We start from the raw sequence: 17,266 nt of genomic DNA, 5'->3' as shown, positions 1-17,266 counted from the left end.
TGACAGCGTTAAATGATAATCCGGTAATCCATAAATTGGATTACCGGATGAGTAGTTTCAGACTATCTTTTTTTAATGAATTACCACTGGTAACTCACAAATAGCTTCGCGTTGCGGCCATCTTGTGGCACGCCTTGCGGCGCGTAGTACTCTTTGTCGAATGCGTTGCCCAGAACCACGGTCGTGGTGACACCTTTCAGTTGTTCCTGGCCTTTATAGCTGACATAGAAATCATTGAGACCATAACCGGCCTGACGTTTACCGGTGCTTAACGGTTTGGAGCGGTCAGCAAATGTGGCAATCCAACCCAGCGCGAAACCACTGCTGGCAACCGGGATATCCACTACGCTGGTGACGGTATCCGGGCTAATGGATTCGAGCCATTCATTGGTACTCTGATTTTTACCCCGGGTACGGTTATAGGCCAGATCCCAGTTAAACAGGGCTGTTTTGTAGCTCATGGTGGCATCCCAACCCCAAATTTTTGCCCGCTCGATATTCACTGATGTGGTGGTTGTGCGCGAGACAGTCATGTTGATGTAGTCTTTCGCATTGGTATCGAAGTAGCTGGCCTTGAATTGCAGGTCATCTTCAGCCATTAGCAAGTCATTGAAACGCAGGCCGAATCCGTACTCTTGGGTTTCATTAGTTTCCGGTTTTAGATTCGGATTGGGTACCCAGTAGTTGCCGGGGAAATGCCGTGAATCGTTGTACATCTCGCCCATAGTTGGTGCGCGGAAAGCTTGGGCATAGGAGCCAAACAGCATCAACCAGTCAGTGGGGGTAACACTCACTGCGCCGCGTGATGACCATTTGTCGGCATCGACGTCAGCATAGCCTTCGCTGCTGCCGCGATAGTTGTCATAACGGGTACCGGCTAAAATGGACACTGGCAGGTCGCGCAGGGTGATTTCATCTTGTAGCCAGCCGGAGCCAAACCGGATATCTGCTTGTGGGAAGCTGGTCGTCGCGCCTCCCGGCGTCTGCTCTTGTTTATAGGCTTCTGTGCCGTAAGTCAGCAGGTGTGATGCAACGCTGTCGGTAAACAAACGCGTCCGGTTTTCCAGCTTTCCGCCTTCCGTGGTTTGTTTACGTCCCTCTTCGGCTGAACCTTGTGGCCGTGCATTGATTTCCACTTCAGAGTAGTAAACCCGTGCGGTGGCATTCAACCACTCCTGATCCAGTGGCTTAAGGTGGTAACTGAGTTGGGCATCACGTTGGATCGTTGAACGATTGGTTATGACATTGCCACTGGAAGCCGCACTGGTTTGTGGATTTTTGGGTTCTATTGCGTTGTTGTTGTAATAGCGCAGATTAGCACTCAGTGACTGAATCGGGTCAATATGCCAGGTTCCTTTTGCCAGCACATTACTGATGGTTTCGTCATTTGGTGCATCAAAACCATTACTCTGACGGATATTGCCGATATCACGGGTACCGAAGGAGAGAATGCCATCAACATCATCGGTGCGGCCATAGGCACTGGCACCCAGGCCGAAACTGTGATCACCGGTAGCCGCAGAGCTGTAAACGCGGTAACCGGTATTTTGGCCCGCTAACAGCAAGTCAGCGGCATCGACAGTTTCAAAAGAGATAACACCACCTAATGCGCCACTGCCGTACAGCAGGGCAGATGGGCCACGCACCACTTCAACACGTTTCACCAGTGCCGGATCAAGGAAAGTGGCGTTCAGATGGCCGGTATCGGTACCTTGGCGAATACCATCAACCAGAGTCAATACACCTTGCTTACCGTAGCCACGTAGTGTCACATCCTGGCCGTTGACCCGCCCGCTGCCGGTGACGGTCAGCCCCGGTATTTTGCGCAGCATATCTGCCGCAGAGGTGGCGGTCTCGCTGGTCGGCGAGGTACCTTCAATCACGGTTACCATCATCGGTGCTTCAAAGCTACTGCGCTCATTACCTGTTGCCGTAACCACCATGGTATCGGTAGTGTGTTTTTTACTGCTTGTCGGCGTGGTAGTGGTATCCGCCGCTTGAACGGCCAAAGGCAGTGTGCAAGCGATCGCCAAACTGAGTGGGGACCAGCGGAAACGGTCAGAAATGAAACGAGGCATGTCGGCAATTCTCCATATTTTCTATGCGAATAAAACAGATATATAGGTTGCTGGCTGCCTTGATTCGAGAATCTGGGTGGCTTGCTATCCCCTTCGTCTTTTGATGCTACAGCAGTATTAGCGGCCCGTTACTCGGCCCTCGCCTCTGTACGGCTGCTGTTTTGCTGTAATACCCATGACGTGGGTTCTGTGTATGTTATTTGGTCAGTATTAGTTTGCCGGCCTTGGTCTGGCGCAGTTGATAGTGTTCGCCTTGATGGACGATAAAGGCGACACCGTGCTCTCCCAGCAGTTGTTCGCTGGTGACAGACAAGGGCTTACTTGCTGTCGGATACTCGACAGCAGGTTCGTCGTTCAACCTCGGTGTTTTATTCAACTGTGTGTCCATATATTTAGCACGGAAATGATAACGAGTATCAATATAATAAGCATTATCATGTATGATCGAATGTTACATCAAGACATATTTATTGTTAATTGATGTTTTAGTTAGCGAACTAAGCTTGGCTCGACAAGCGCATAAGTTTGATGCCAGCGCCATCCGGGGCTCAAGGCCGATAATGGTTGAATCAGGCAATCGCACGCGGGTCAGTAGTTGGTTTGACTGGATGGACGAGATAATCGCGTAGCTGTACTTAGCCAAAAAACACCCGCAGCCACCACGGTCTATGGCCTTCTGACGGCACTGGCAGAAAGTGAAGAAACTAAATATAATGAGGTCATACATTAACCAGAATTATATTAAGGAGGATTACTATGTTGACCCGTGAATTGTTTCTTTATTCACTCGTCTTTAGTGATCGTGATTGCTCAAGCGTTACCGGTATCGTGCTGCGATAACTTGCTTGAGCGAAGCTAACTAACACTCTGACAACTTCCCTCCGGCTTACCGGTTATCGTCGGCTTTATTGACGATAGGCATCTCTATGCCTGTAAAACTTGAGTAAGCAATGACCACATTACTTTCTGCAAAATCTGTCGGTTACGACAACACTTTCGGCCCACTGCTGGCTGAGATTTCCTTCGGCCTGAAAAAAGGTGACCGCATTGGTTTGATAGGTCATAACGGTTGTGGAAAAAGCACTCTGCTGAAAATCCTCAGCGGTGATCTTCCCGCCACGGCCGGTACTATCACTACCGCCAACCAGTGCCTGATGGCCCGGGTTGAACAACATCTCCCCGCCGCTTTAGATGATTGCACCTTACTGGATGCGGTGCTCAATCATCTCCCTAATAGCCTGCATCAACCAGAACGTTGGCAAGCAGAGGTTTTGCTCGTCAGCTTGGGGTTTGATGAACCCACTTGGACGCTGACTGCCGGTACGTTAAGTGGTGGTCAGCATACGCGTCTGTTGCTGGCACGAGCACTGATCCGCCAGCCAGATTTGCTGCTATTGGATGAACCCAGTAACCATCTGGATTTACCTACCCTGCTGTGGCTGGAGCAGTTTCTCCTGAATTGGGGTGGCAGTTTTGTACTGGTTTCACATGATCGCAGTTTGCTGGATCGTGTGACCAACTGTACCTGGATTTTGCGTGACAAAAATCTGCAATTTATCCGCCTGCCATGCACTCAGGCACGGCAGGCATTGGCGGAGAAAGATATCTCGGACAGTCATCGCCGTTTAGCCGAACAGAAGGAAATTGATCGGGTAGCGAAAAGCGCCAAGCGACTGGCCATCTGGGGCAGCGTGTATGACAACGAAAAACTGGCGCGTAAGGCTAAACAAATGGAGAAACAGGTCGATCGCCTCAAGGATGAGCAAACTCAGGTCACCGCCGGTAATCAGTGGCAATTGCGCCTAAATGGCGAAGCTCTGGCGGCAGACCGAGTGCTGGCACTCTCAGATTTACGGGTTCGACCAGCGGCTCAGGCACCGGTGCTATTTGAATTGGCACAATTTCGGGTCAAAAGCGGTGATCGCGTTGCATTGGTAGGTCGCAATGGCTGCGGTAAATCTTCTCTGTTGCACTGCCTATGGCGGGCCTTTAGCCAACCAGAGACCGCCGACGTGGGAGTGACGTTCCACCCTAAAGTACGTGTGGGCTATTACGACCAAAGTCTGCAACAACTGCGTGATAAAGACACTCTATCCGAGGCTTTAGCCCCCTTTGCACCCTTGACCGAAGATCAGCGAAAAATGGCGTTGATCGGTGCCGGATTCCCCTATCTTCGGCATCAGCAGCTGGTTAGCACCTTGAGTGGTGGAGAGCGTTCACGCTTGTTATTTATCGGCCTGACACTGGCTAACTATTCATTGCTACTGCTTGATGAACCGACTAACCATCTTGATATGGAAGGTAAAGAAGAGCTGGCAAATACGCTGAAAACCTTCAGTGGTGCGGTGTTGCTGGTTTCCCATGACCGTACATTGATTGAACAAAGCTGCAATCGTTTTTGGTTAATCGATAAGCAGCGGTTGGAAGAGTGGCACCATCTAGAACCGGTCTATGCCATTTTGGCCGATAAACCTGCATCAGTTTCTGTGCCCGCCTCCACATTCGAACCTGAGTCGATAATGTTAGTGGAAAGTGAAGAAGAGCAGTTGTTGGCTGAGTTGTTGGAATTGGAAAGTAAGCTGAAACAGGATCTGGCACGTAAGTTCAAGCATCAGAAGCCAGAGCTGCAATGCCAGTGGCGACAACAGATAGCGCAATTAAACACCTTACTTGATTTGACGTAATGCTCAAGCCGCAAGGATGCGGCTTGTTTTTGTGGCAGGGCGAATCGAACTGAGCAAGCCCATTTTAGATTATAAAAACTAATCCAAATTGTAGAGTGTCGACCGCGTTGCATTTTTCGAAACAAACAACTGGTTGGAAGATCAACTCCACGTCTTTTTGCTGCAATCATCACATTAATGCAGTTTTTTGTGTCGTAGCATCCTGCCAAGCAAAATACATAATTCTTAGGAATTTTAATCTGCAAGGCTATGAAAGATGAAAATTTACAGTGACTTACCAATAACTATCAATGATGTAATTGATGCACAAAAACGATTGAGAGGGCATATCTACAAAACAGGATTAGCGAGGTCGAATTATCTGAGTGAGCGCTGTCATGGCGAGATTTATCTGAAGTTTGAGAACATGCAACGTACCGGGTCATTCAAAATTCGCGGTGCATTCAATAAGCTCAGCTCACTCAGCGAAGAGGAGAGAAGGCAAGGGGTTGTGGCTTGTTCGGCGGGTAATCATGCGCAAGGGGTTTCTTTATCCTGTGCCATGTTGGGGATTAACAGCAAGGTGGTGATGCCAAATTGCGCCCCTAAATCAAAAATTGCGGCGACCAGTGAATATTCTGCACAGGTGGTGCTACATGGTGAGAATTTCAACGATACCATAGCAAAAGCCAGTGAAATTATTGAAATGGAACACCGTATTTTTATTCACCCTTTCGATGATGAAAAAGTGATTGCTGGTCAGGGCACTATCGGGCTGGAAATACTCGAAGATCTCTATGATGTCGATAATGTGATTGTCCCTATTGGTGGCGGTGGATTAATTGCCGGTATCGCGCTGGCAATTAAATCTATTAATCCAACCATTAATATTATTGGCGTCCAGTCAGAGAATGTTCACGGCATGGCGGCATCTTATTATAGCGGCAGTATTACTAATCATCGTAAAACCGGTACGCTTGCCGATGGTTGTGATGTGACTCGCCCAGGTACGTTACCTTTTGAAATCGTCAAAACATTGGTTACCGACATTGTACTGGTCAGTGAAGATGAAATAAGAAAAAGTATGATTGACCTTATTCAGCGTAACAAGATTATTACCGAAGGTGCAGGTGCATTAGCATCCGCAGCATTATTAAGCGGCAAACTAAAAGATTATATCACCGGCAAAAAGACCGTCAGCATTATATCAGGCGGCAATATTGATTTATCGCGCGTATCACAAATAACGGGATTAGGCAGTATTTCGTAAAATATATTAATAAGGAATTTATTAATGGATATCGATAATGCTATTACAACCACTACCGCAATCGAAACAAAAACGTGGCGCAAATCAGATACAACCTGGACTTTGGGATTATTTGGCACAGCAATAGGGGCAGGCGTTTTATTCTTTCCAATCCGCGCAGGTTTCGGCGGTTTAATTCCTATTTTAATTATGTTGGTGTTGGCTTATCCGATTGCCTTTCTCTGTCATCGGGCATTGGCGCGTTTATGTTTATCTGGCAGTAACTGTTCAGGCAATATTACGGAGACCGTGGAAGAACACTTCGGTAAAACCGGTGGTGTGGTGATTACCTTCCTCTATTTTTTCGCAATTTGTCCGTTGTTGTGGATTTACGGCGTAACCATCACCAATACCTTTATGACCTTCTGGGAACATCAACTCCAACTGGCTCCGCTAAACCGTGGTGTGGTGGCGCTGGCGTTGCTATTGCTGATGGCTGGGGTGATTTACTTCGGTAAAGATCTGATGGTTAAGGTGATGAGTTTTCTGGTATTTCCGTTTATTACTTGTCTGGTATTAATCTCACTCTCACTGATCCCTTACTGGAATGCCTCGGTTATTGAGCAGGTGGATTTGAGCCAGATTTCTCTGCTAGGACACGATGGCATACTGGTGACGGTGTGGTTGGGTATTTCCATCATGGTGTTCTCTTTCAATTTCTCGCCGATTGTCTCTTCTTTCGTGGTCTCAAAGCGTGAAGAATATGAACCGGAGTTTGGCCGGGATTTTACTGAGAAAAAATGCTCTCAGATTATTAGTAAGGCCAGCATGTTGATGGTGGCTGTGGTGATGTTCTTTGCCTTTAGCTGCCTGTTTACGCTGTCGCCGCAAAATATGGCAGAAGCTAAGGCACAAAATATTCCAGTGCTGTCTTATCTGGCAAACCATTTTTCTGCCATGTCCGGTAGCAAATCGACCTTCTCCATTACGCTGGAATATGCCGCTTCACTGATTGCGCTGGTCGCTATTTTTAAATCTTTCTTCGGACATTATCTCGGTACGTTGGAAGGTCTCAATGGTCTGATTATTAAGTTCGGCTACCAAGGCGATAAAACTAAAATATCCGGTGGCAAGCTTAATCTGGTCAGTATGTTTTTCATCATGGGATCAACCTGGGTGGTGGCTTATCTCAACCCGAATATCCTTGATTTGATTGAAGCCATGGGGGCACCAATTATCGCCTCACTACTGTGTCTGCTGCCTATGTACGCCGTTCATAAACTGCCTTCTCTGGCCCGTTTCAGAGGCCGGCCAGAAAACTATTTTGTTACCCTCGTCGGTCTGTTGACCATCTTCAACATCGTCTACAAATTAATATAAGTACGGCGCTTAAAAGTCCGTGTTTTGCCCAAAAAACACGGGCGGAGTAATCACATGACATTAAATCCTACAGTTTTGGTTATTAACTGTGGTTCATCATCCATTAAATTTTCAGTGCTGACCGCCGACAATTGTGACGCGGTAATCTGCGGGATTGCCGACGGTATTGGCACTGAAAAACCTTTTTTGCGGATTGATAGAGTCACTCAATTTCAATTGGCTCAATGGAATTATGTTGATGCATTGGCAGCGATTGCCGATGAGCTGGGAAAGCGTGGCCTTAATAAATCAATTTCGCTGATTGGCCACCGTATTGCCCATGGTGGTGAAATATTCAGTGAATCAGTGCTGATTGATGATTGGGTGGTGGAGGAAATCAAAAAGGTTTCGCCACTGGCTCCGCTGCATAACTACGCCAATTTGCACGGCGTTGAGGCGGCACGCCAGCTATTTCCCGGCATTAAACAAGTCGCCGTATTTGATACCGGTTTTCATCAAACATTAAAACCGGAGGCTTATCTCTATGCGCTACCTTACCGCTATTTCCGCGAACAGGGGGTACGACGTTATGGTTTTCATGGCACGTCGTATCGCTATGTGGCAGGGCTTGCCGCGAGTTTCTTCGGATTTGATGGGAGCGATTGCGGCCTGATTATCGCTCACTTGGGGAATGGTGCATCTGTCTGCGCGGTTCAGGACGGCAAAAGCGTTGATACATCGATGGGCATGACCCCATTGGACGGTTTGGTCATGGGAACACGCAGTGGTGATGTGGACTTTGGCGCACTGGCATATCTGGCGCGCCAAACCGGGAAAAGTCTGGAAGATCTGGATCATATGCTTAATAAGGAGTCCGGTTTATTGGGGATCTCCGGTCTGTCTGCTGATATGCGGACGCTGGAGAAAGCCTATCACGAGGGGCATGAAGCGGCGCGTCTGGCGATACATACTTTTGTGCACCGCCTTGCACGCCATATTGGCGGACATATCAGTTCGCTGCGCCGGTTCGACGGCCTGATTCTGACCGGGGGAATTGGCGAAAACTCATCGCTTATCCGTCAGTTAACGCTGGAGCATCTGGCCGTTTTTGGTATCGACATCGATCACGGTAAAAACAACCGGCTACAGCATGGAACCTCTCATGTCATCACTACCGCCCGCTCACGGGTCGTTGCCGCAGTTATCCCCACCAATGAAGAAAAAATGATTGCGCTTGATGCGGTCCGCCTTGGCTACGCACAACAGAGCGCAGCGGTTCCCGAGGCTGTTTTTTGACCCTAAAGCCCATGAAATCACCAGCTATATTCTGTTTATTGGAGTTTGTTCATGAAGATTGATGTTGATGTAAATAATAAAAGATATGCCGATGCATGGCTCGGATTTAGCGGGAACAATTGGCATAGCGAAATTAATGTCAGAGATTTTATCCAGCAGAACTATCAACCTTATGAAGGTGATGAGTCGTTTCTCTCCGGCGCCACCCCTGCGACCCAAAAATTGTGGGAGCAGGTTATGGAAGGGATTCGTTTGGAGAATGCGACTCATGCGCCGGTAGACTTTGATGATGATATTGCCACCACCATCACTGCCCATAAAGCGGGTTACATTGAACAACAGCTGGAAAAAATCGTCGGGCTACAGACCGATAAACCTCTGAAGCGCGCGTTACATCCTTTTGGCGGTATCAACATGGTGCAAAGCGCATTTGACGCCTATGGCCGTGAGATGGATGCCAACTTCAAATATATCTTCACTGATTTACGTAAAACCCATAATCAAGGCGTGTTCGATGTTTATTCGCCTGAGATGCTGAAATGTCGTAAATCCGGCATTTTGACCGGCCTGCCGGATGGCTATGGGCGAGGGCGTATTATTGGCGACTATCGGCGTATTGCACTGTATGGCATTGCCTATCTGGTGCGGGAACGTGAGCTACAGTTTGCCGATTTACAGCCACAACTTGAGCAAGGTATTGAGTTGGAAAGTGTGATTCGCCTGCGCGAAGAGCTGGCTGAGCATCGCCACGCGCTGTTGCAGATTCAAACCATGGCCGCTCGCTACGGTTGCGATATTTCAGGACCGGCCAAAAATGCTCAAGAAGCTATTCAGTGGCTCTATTTTGGTTATCTGGCCGCGGTGAAATCGCAAAATGGTGGTGCGATGTCACTGGGCCGCACCGCGACATTCCTCGATATTTATATCGAGCGCGATTTAGCCAACGGGGTGTTGAGCGAGCAGCAGGCGCAGGAGCTTATTGATCACTTCATCATGAAGATTCGCATGGTGCGTTTCCTGCGGACACCTGAGTTTGATTCACTGTTCTCCGGTGATCCGATTTGGGCCACGGAAGTGCTGGGCGGAATGGGCTTGGATGGCCGAACCTTAGTGACCAAGAATACCTTCCGTTATCTCAATACGTTGGAAACCATGGGGCCAGCGCCGGAGCCTAATTTAACCATTTTATGGTCGGAGGCGTTGCCACAGGCATTTAAGCGTTATGCGGCCAATGTCTCGATTCAGACCTCTTCGTTGCAATATGAAAATGATGATCTGATGCGGCCAGATTTTAGTAGCGACGATTATGCGATTGCCTGCTGTGTTAGCCCGATGGTGATCGGTAAGCAGATGCAATTCTTTGGTGCGCGCGCCAATCTGGCTAAAACGCTGCTGTATTGCATCAATGGTGGCATGGATGAAAAGCTCAAAATTCAGGTCGGCCCGAAATGTGCCCCGATGACCGATGACGTGCTGGACTATGAGCGGGTGATGGCTAGCCTCAACGTGTTTATGGATTGGTTAGCGGTGCAATATATCAGCGCCCTGAATCTCATCCATTATATGCATGACAAATACAGCTACGAAGCGTCACTGATGGCACTACATGATCGCGATGTTTATCGCACCATGGCCTGCGGTATCGCCGGGCTTTCGGTAGCGGCGGATTCGCTTTCAGCCATTAAATACGCCAAGGTTAAACCAATCCGTGATGCCGATGGGCTGGCTGTCGATTTTGCCATTGAGGGCGAATATCCTCAGTACGGTAACAACGACGAGCGTGTCGATAGTATTGCTTGTGATTTAGTTGAACGTTTTATGAAGAAAATCAGCAAGCTGCCAACCTATCGCCATGCAGTGCCGACGCAGTCAATTCTGACTATTACCTCTAATGTGGTGTATGGACAGAAAACGGGTAATACCCCCGACGGCCGACGCGACGGTATGTCATTCGCACCAGGTGCTAACCCTATGCATGGCCGTGATCGCAAAGGGGCCGTGGCATCACTCACCTCTGTCAGTAAGCTGCCGTTCAAATATGCCAAAGATGGGATTTCTTACACGTTCTCGATTGTCCCTGCGGCCTTGGGCAAGGACTCGGCGGTGCGTAATAATAATCTGGTCGGCCTGCTGGATGGTTATTTCCACCATGATGAGTCGATGGAAGGTGGGCAGCATCTTAATGTCAATGTCATGAATCGCGACATGCTGCTGGATGCCATCGAACATCCAGAAAACTATCCAAATCTCACCATCCGTGTTTCTGGTTATGCCGTACGTTTTAACGCCCTGACGCCCGAGCAGCAGCAGGATGTGGTCTCCCGAACCTTCACCAACACGTTATAATTGTTAGCCCCTCCCTAACAAGAGGGGCCAATAGCTTATCTCTGCGTATTTCGCACTTTAATCCGGTTTTACGTTGCTGTGATAATGACATCGCTTCGGTCCCCGGAATCACCTGATGATGCAGTTTGATTTGAAGAATTGCGCGTTTTAAAGTCATATCTCAGCAAATTCGAGAATTAAAATCAGAGAGTTAGAATCAAGCTGACGACAAAACCATTACTTCATTCGTACGTGTTTTACACTAATATTGAAATCCGAGAATGGATTATCTTTAAAGCTTATCACCCTCTGGTTCTCAGTGAAAATACGTGCAGTATAGTGTGACAAATATAATAACCTGTTGAGGAGGCAATTTCTTAATCCTCCTGATTTTAGGATGTAAAATTAAGCTGCTGATAATCCATCCTTATTTCTGTCAGAGAGTATACTTCACATGATCGAAGTGCCTTTTTTCTGCCCGATAAACAAAATGGATTTTTTGTCAAAAATGTCAAAATAATTTTTTGATCGACTAAAAAATGATTATATCTAAACTTTATATTTATTTTGCCGATAACTCATTATCAACTGGATGATGGCTTGATATTGTCGTTGTGTTAGGCGAGATAGGGTGGTTCATCATATGACATTATGAAGATAATATTATTATCTTAAGGGATACTTATGTTGCCAACATCTCATGATAATATAAAGATTGAATTTTTATTTGGTGGGTTTGTATTTTTAATTGCATACTTTTTTGTGTTCATGTTTAATTTAAGTGAGGTGCTGTTTCCCTATTTGTCAAAATATAAGAAATATAATCTAGACGCGGTTTTTATTGCACTAAATGTCACCGGATTGCTGGGGTTTATCTATAGCTCATTGCGAATAAACAGAATGTCAAAGGAGATAGCGAAACGTATTGAGGCAGAAAAGAGCATCAACTGGATGTCTAGCCATGATATCTTAACGGATCTACCTAACCAAAAATTTCTCGACTCTTATATTTCACGTTCTGCTAAGAATAAAGATGCACTAAATCATGTAGTTCTAAGTATAGAGATTAATAAGTTTAAAGATGTCAACGATCTGCTCGACTACGACCACCGAAATGAAATATTTAAGCTGGTTGGACAACGCCTCTCTTATATGTTCCCAGATAATGTCTATAAATTACGCGGTGATGAGTTTTTGGTATTAAAGTCAAATAAAGATAAAACGGACCTATCATTGCTGGGCGAACGCATAGTGAAGACTATTTGCAGCCTTATTCAAATTGATGGTTTTACCTTTAATATAGCCGCCAATGTTGGTATCTCCCGCTATCCTGAAGATTCTGGCGATCTTCGACAAGCTATTCAGCAATCGGCCTGTGCTTTGTACATTGCTAAGAAGGCCGGTCGTGAGGAAGTCCGGGTCTTTACTCCCTTGATGCAGAATACACTTTTATCCCGAGCCCAACTTAAGAGTGATTTTAAGAAAGCGTTGGCGAGTAATGCATTCTCTGTCTATTACCAGCCGTTAGTGGACCTGAGAACCGAAAAAACAGTCGGTTTTGAAGCCCTTGCGCGCTGGGAGGTCTCCCCAGGCAAATTTATTTCCCCTACTCTATTCATTCCTCTGGCGGAAGAGATGGGTAAAATCTCTGAGCTGACGGAGCAGTTGTTTCGGCTAGCCTGTCTCGAAACATTAAGCTGGCCTGCTCATCTGGTACTGTCATTTAATATTTCCCCGATACTGCTGTGTAATAAGCAACTGAGCACGCGCATCATGAGCGTCATGAATGAGTTGGGGCTGCCCGCAGATCGTCTGGAGGTAGAAATCACGGAAAGTGCACTTTTTCAGAATGCCAATGTAGCCCGATTTACGCTTAAAAAACTCAGGGATGAGGGAATAAAAATTGCGTTAGACGATTTTGGTACCGGTTACTCCAGTCTTTCTCAGCTTTGCAACTTCTCATTTGATAAGTTAAAGATTGATAAGAGCTTCATCGATACTTTCCAACACAATGAAAAAAAAGAAAAAATTGTACGTGCCATTATCTCATTGGCCAGTTCTTTGGGGGTAAAAGTCACCGCCGAAGGTATCGAACACACCAGTCAACTTGTGCGTCTACAGGATATTGGGTGTGATATTGGCCAGGGATATCTGCTTGGTATGCCCGCAGCGAAAGCGGTCCTATATCCGGTGGAATCCTTATTGATTTATAAATTTTCTCCAGAAATCGCTGAGAAAGAGAGCGCATAAAAACAGAGGGTATACCGCTGAGGTATTGGCAGTGTGCTGTGGGAGTATGAGGGGGGAATCATTGAGGGTACGCTGCGCCCTTCGCTGACAGGCAGCGAAGGGCGGTAACATTAAAACTTAGTCCAACCGCCCTGTTCTGCGACTAATGCGACACTCTTAACTCGTGTCTTTGGCCTGAGCAGAGGGCCTGTTGAAACGCCAGGTGCCTTTCCTTTGATTTTAAATACCGAGACAATTTCTGTTAGTTGACGAGCCTGCTCTTCCAACGAGGCAGCAGCAGCAGCGGATTGCTGCACTAAGGCGGCATTTTGCTGCGTGACGCTGTCCATTTGAACCACCGCAGAACCAATTTGGCTGATCCCTTTACTCTGTTCGGTCGAGGCTGCGGCTATTTCGCTCATAATGTCATTTACGTTGCTGACTGAGCTCACGATTTTGTCCATCGCATCACCTGCTCGCGTCACCTGTTCAGACCCGGATTTAATATTTTTAACTGATTCATTGATCAGCACATCAATCTCTTTTGCTGCCTGTGCGCTGCGTTGCGCCAAATTTCTCACTTCACTGGCGACAACGGCAAATCCACGACCTTGTTCCCCTGCTCGCGCTGCCTCGACAGCGGCATTTAACGCAAGAATATTGGTTTGAAACGCAATACTGTTGATGACGCCAATGATATCGACGATTTTATGTGAGCTGCTGGTAATTTTCGTCATGGTGGCAATGACGCCACTGACAATGACGCCGCCCTGTTGTGCTTCCCGAGTGGCCTGGTTCGCCAGTGTACTTGCCTGGCCGGCATTATCTGCATTCTGCTGAACGGTTGAACCGAGTTGTTCCATGCTGGAGGCGGTCTCTTCCAGCGCCGAGGCTTGTTCTTCAGTTCGGGAAGACAAATCGGTATTTCCGACTGATATCTCACTAGAACCCCTGTAAATCGAATCCGCACTGTTGCGGATTTCAAACACTGTTTTGGCCCAGTTATCCTGCATCTTGTTAATATAAGGAATTAACTGGCCAATACAGTTTCTACCCTGATCTACGATGTTGTGGTCAAGTACGCCTTGTGCCAGAGATTCAAGATGAGCTTTTACTCTGTTCAAAGGCTTAACGAGAAAGTTAACCAGATAGCGGTCGGTTGTCACCATGATAAGCACACTGATTAATAACGCACTGACGAGGATATATTGACACCACACTAGCCATTGGGAAATCCGCTGATTTGCTTCTTCATTTAGGGATATAATTTTTGCGTTGTATTTGTCTATCGCTGCACTGAAGTTCCGTCTTAACGGAAGATATTTACCTGTTTTTATTACTTCAAAATTGTTTATATTTTTTTCTCTTGCTGATTCAAACATCGGCAAAACTGCACTGTTATAGAGATTAAAAGAACTGTTATAAATATCATCTATTGTGGTTGAGTCAATTTTCCCATGATCAATAGTTTTAAATTGACTGAGCCCATTTTTAAGGCCGTCTAATTCGGTAAGGGTTGCCTTCATTTCAAGATCGAAAACCCCAGTGTCATTTTTCGCCATTGCTCCCATAGCACGTTCCATCGCTGTTGTCGCGCGGTAGTATTGTGCATTGGCACTATTAATAATATCGCCATTTTGCTGCTGAGTATGGGTTACACCTAGCTCTTGGTTTAATTGCTTAAGAGAGTATAAAGCAAAGCCTGATGCCCCGGCCCACAACAGTGAAAACACGATGAGAATGAGTATAAGTGCCGTTCTTATTTTAATATTTCGTATGAATCTCATGTTATTAAACCTCAAATGTCGGACACGGGAAAGATACCTTGGAAAGGCAGTTAATAACTAATTTCGGTGTCTATAAAACAGTTGAGTAAATTGTTTTATATTTCATCTTTATTATTATCGGCGGTTGAGATTTTATCTTGAGTTGTTTTTTTGGTTATAGAGTAAATAATGCGTTTTTAATGAAGTGATAAAAGTATATTTATACATTAGGCTATCAAGATTAGACCTATTAGCTCACTTGATTAAATTGTTTGGTTATAATTAGTACAATAAATAAAAGGTGAAATACTCATGTTTATCATGATCTAATGTGGTTTATTAAATTTAAAATTGAATTACTCAATAGATATCACATAACAAATTATCAAGAAGTGTCATTATTTATAAGACTTAATTATTCAAAAATAGGATGTATTTTCTGAATAATTTGAATTTATGGGCACGGCCAATATCACTTTCTTCTTGGAGAAATCAGCACGATTGGAAAAGTTAAAGATCAAAGTGAAATTATTTTAGGGTGGATTCACTGAGTTTTTTGAAAAACTTGCCGAAACCTTATAAATTCCATAACACAGGTATGATTTATAATGACAGAATTAAATATCTATGGGCAAGCACTGGGCAAATCATTACCCGACTGGTTGCCTCGAACAACTCCCCAACGGATTATCCTCAAAGGAGACTATTGCCTCCTTGAACCTATTGATATCAAGCATAGCAAGGATCTATTTGAAGCCTGGCACAGCATTGATGACGAGCGTGACTGGACTTACTTTCACATTAATCGCCCCATCACAATTAGGCAATGTGACCATTATATTGCCTCTCTTAGTGCAAGTAAGGACCCTCTTTTTTATTCAGTCATCAATTACTCCACCGGAAAAGCAGTAGGTTTTATCGCGTTACAACGCATTGACCCCGAGAATGGGGCGGTAGAAATCGGTTGGATTAACTGGTCACCGTTGATGAAACGTACTTTATGCAGCACTGAGGCAATATTTCTTTTGCTATCCTATGCGCTGGATACTTTGCAATACCGGCGATGTGCGTGGAAGTGTGACAGTTTGCACCAGCCAGCGATTCAAGCGGCAGAACGGTTGGGATTTCAATACGAAGGTACTTTCAGACAAATACAAGTATCCAAAGGGCATAGTCGTGACACCCGTTGGTATTCTATTATCGAGAGTGAATGGCCAGGGATTCGGCGAGCTATACAGCTTTGGCTAAGCTCAGCTAATCTGGATGACCGGGGTAAACAGAAGCAGAAATTGGCCGAGTTTATGCCAGTGACAGAAGAGTAGTTATTTTCAATTAGCGTAATGCTGGCTTCACATCACCGAAGCCAGTATATGGCATCTTATTGTTTATTATAGTGTAAATTGTAATTCTGGTTAGTTATGCTGCTCATTTAAGGATTAGTGGCAAATCATGGGGTGATTTTACTCAATGTGAGACGTAATAGTCATTTTGGTCTTCAATCAGCGCAAGGATTGGAAGACGATGTAGAAAATAGTTTAGCTATATAATAAATTGATATTGAAAGTTATTTTTTGTGTGACCTTTCGATAATGTAGTGAGCACAAAATCTCTATATGAGTGAGTGACAGTGCGGAGTGTCCTACTATTTACTGCCGAATGGCATTTGTCAGCCTGGGGGCACAAAACGGAAATCGATAACGCCTAATGCTAGAGCTAAAATGTGGAAGCAATACCGCCATCGTAGTACTACATGAGATTTATGGTATTAATCCGCATATCAGGCGGGTGTGTCATGAATATCATGCGATGGAGAGGGACGTTTATTGCCTCAATCTTATTGGGCGCGATGAGCCATTTAGCTATGCACAGCAGAATGAGGCATATCGCTATTTTATTGAAAATGTAGGTTTTGACACCTCCCATATCGTTACTCTGCTCCAGACACTGCGGCCACAGTATGACAATCTTATCCTTGTAGGGTTTAGTGTTGGAGCCACGCTTGCCTGGCTTGCGGCCAGAAGCGGGTTATGCGCAAGGGTTGTCTGCCACTACGGTTCACGTATCCGCGAGCACAGCGATATTGCGCCACCTTGTCCAGCCCTTGTCATCCTTGCCCGACATGAAGCTTCTTTCGATACGACAATCCTGCAAAGTGAACTAAAAAAATATCCTAATGTTGATAGCCGCATATTCAGCAGCCATCATGGGTTTTGTGATGGGGATAATGCCAACTTTGATGCAGAAAACGCCGATCTTGCAACTAGATTGGTACACCAGTTTATAGGGTAGCTTTGAAAAAAT

At 45.8% G+C, this 17,266-nt stretch carries 11 protein-coding genes; 8 read left to right on the top strand and 3 right to left on the bottom strand.

Annotated features, from left to right (window positions below; translation table 11 throughout):
• Positions 1 to 80: 80 nt before the first annotated feature.
• Both Q2T71_RS16930 and hemP read right to left on the bottom strand, forming a co-directional pair.
• Entirely contained in the window at positions 81 to 2,078 is a 1,998-nt protein-coding gene (locus tag Q2T71_RS16930) for a TonB-dependent hemoglobin/transferrin/lactoferrin family receptor (RefSeq protein WP_372559963.1), read from the bottom strand.
• Positions 2,079 to 2,274: 196 nt separating this feature from the next.
• Positions 2,275 to 2,466, bottom strand: a complete 192-nt coding sequence (gene hemP, locus Q2T71_RS16925) for a hemin uptake protein HemP (RefSeq protein WP_083161063.1) — start codon at positions 2,464 to 2,466, stop codon at positions 2,275 to 2,277.
• 562 nt (positions 2,467 to 3,028) lie between these two features.
• Here hemP and Q2T71_RS16920 point away from each other — a divergent pair.
• The 6 genes from Q2T71_RS16920 (at position 3,029) to Q2T71_RS16895 (ending at position 13,220) form a co-directional block, all read left to right on the top strand.
• A complete protein-coding gene (locus Q2T71_RS16920; protein WP_372559962.1) occupies positions 3,029 to 4,762 on the top strand; it encodes an ABC-F family ATP-binding cassette domain-containing protein in 1,734 nt (577 codons plus the stop codon).
• 256 nt (positions 4,763 to 5,018) lie between these two features.
• On the top strand, positions 5,019 to 6,011 hold the full coding sequence (gene tdcB, locus Q2T71_RS16915; protein WP_372559961.1) for a bifunctional threonine ammonia-lyase/L-serine ammonia-lyase TdcB: 993 nt from the start codon (positions 5,019 to 5,021) through the stop codon (positions 6,009 to 6,011).
• Positions 6,012 to 6,035: 24 nt separating this feature from the next.
• Complete coding sequence (gene tdcC / locus Q2T71_RS16910; protein WP_372559960.1) at positions 6,036 to 7,370, top strand: threonine/serine transporter TdcC; 1,335 nt, start codon at positions 6,036 to 6,038, stop codon at positions 7,368 to 7,370.
• Between the two features lie 54 nt (positions 7,371 to 7,424).
• Entirely contained in the window at positions 7,425 to 8,645 is a 1,221-nt protein-coding gene (gene tdcD / locus Q2T71_RS16905; RefSeq protein WP_372559959.1) for a propionate kinase, read from the top strand.
• 51 nt (positions 8,646 to 8,696) lie between these two features.
• On the top strand, positions 8,697 to 10,991 hold the full coding sequence (pflB, locus tag Q2T71_RS16900) for a formate C-acetyltransferase (RefSeq protein ID WP_372559958.1): 2,295 nt from the start codon (positions 8,697 to 8,699) through the stop codon (positions 10,989 to 10,991).
• Between the two features lie 663 nt (positions 10,992 to 11,654).
• Positions 11,655 to 13,220 carry a putative bifunctional diguanylate cyclase/phosphodiesterase gene (locus Q2T71_RS16895; protein WP_372559957.1) on the top strand — a complete coding sequence of 522 codons (1,566 nt, stop codon included), beginning with the start codon at positions 11,655 to 11,657 and terminating at the stop codon, positions 13,218 to 13,220.
• Between the two features lie 110 nt (positions 13,221 to 13,330).
• Here Q2T71_RS16895 and Q2T71_RS16890 read toward each other — a convergent pair whose 3' ends face one another.
• A complete protein-coding gene (locus Q2T71_RS16890; protein ID WP_372559956.1) occupies positions 13,331 to 14,986 on the bottom strand; it encodes a methyl-accepting chemotaxis protein in 1,656 nt (551 codons plus the stop codon).
• A gap of 587 nt (positions 14,987 to 15,573) precedes the next feature.
• Here Q2T71_RS16890 and Q2T71_RS16885 point away from each other — a divergent pair.
• Together Q2T71_RS16885 and Q2T71_RS16880 are read left to right on the top strand one after the other, a co-directional pair.
• Positions 15,574 to 16,287 (top strand): GNAT family N-acetyltransferase, encoded by a 714-nt coding sequence (locus Q2T71_RS16885; protein WP_083161044.1) that lies wholly within the window; start codon positions 15,574 to 15,576, stop codon positions 16,285 to 16,287.
• 382 nt (positions 16,288 to 16,669) lie between these two features.
• Positions 16,670 to 17,254, top strand: coding sequence for a dienelactone hydrolase family protein (locus Q2T71_RS16880; protein WP_372559955.1), 585 nt, complete (start codon positions 16,670 to 16,672; stop codon positions 17,252 to 17,254).
• Positions 17,255 to 17,266 lie beyond the last annotated feature (12 nt).

Source organism: Yersinia sp. 1652 StPb PI (genome assembly GCF_041538345.1).
GTDB lineage: Bacteria > Pseudomonadota > Gammaproteobacteria > Enterobacterales > Enterobacteriaceae > Yersinia > Yersinia enterocolitica_E.
This window is presented reverse-complemented; position numbering and strand designations above follow the sequence as displayed.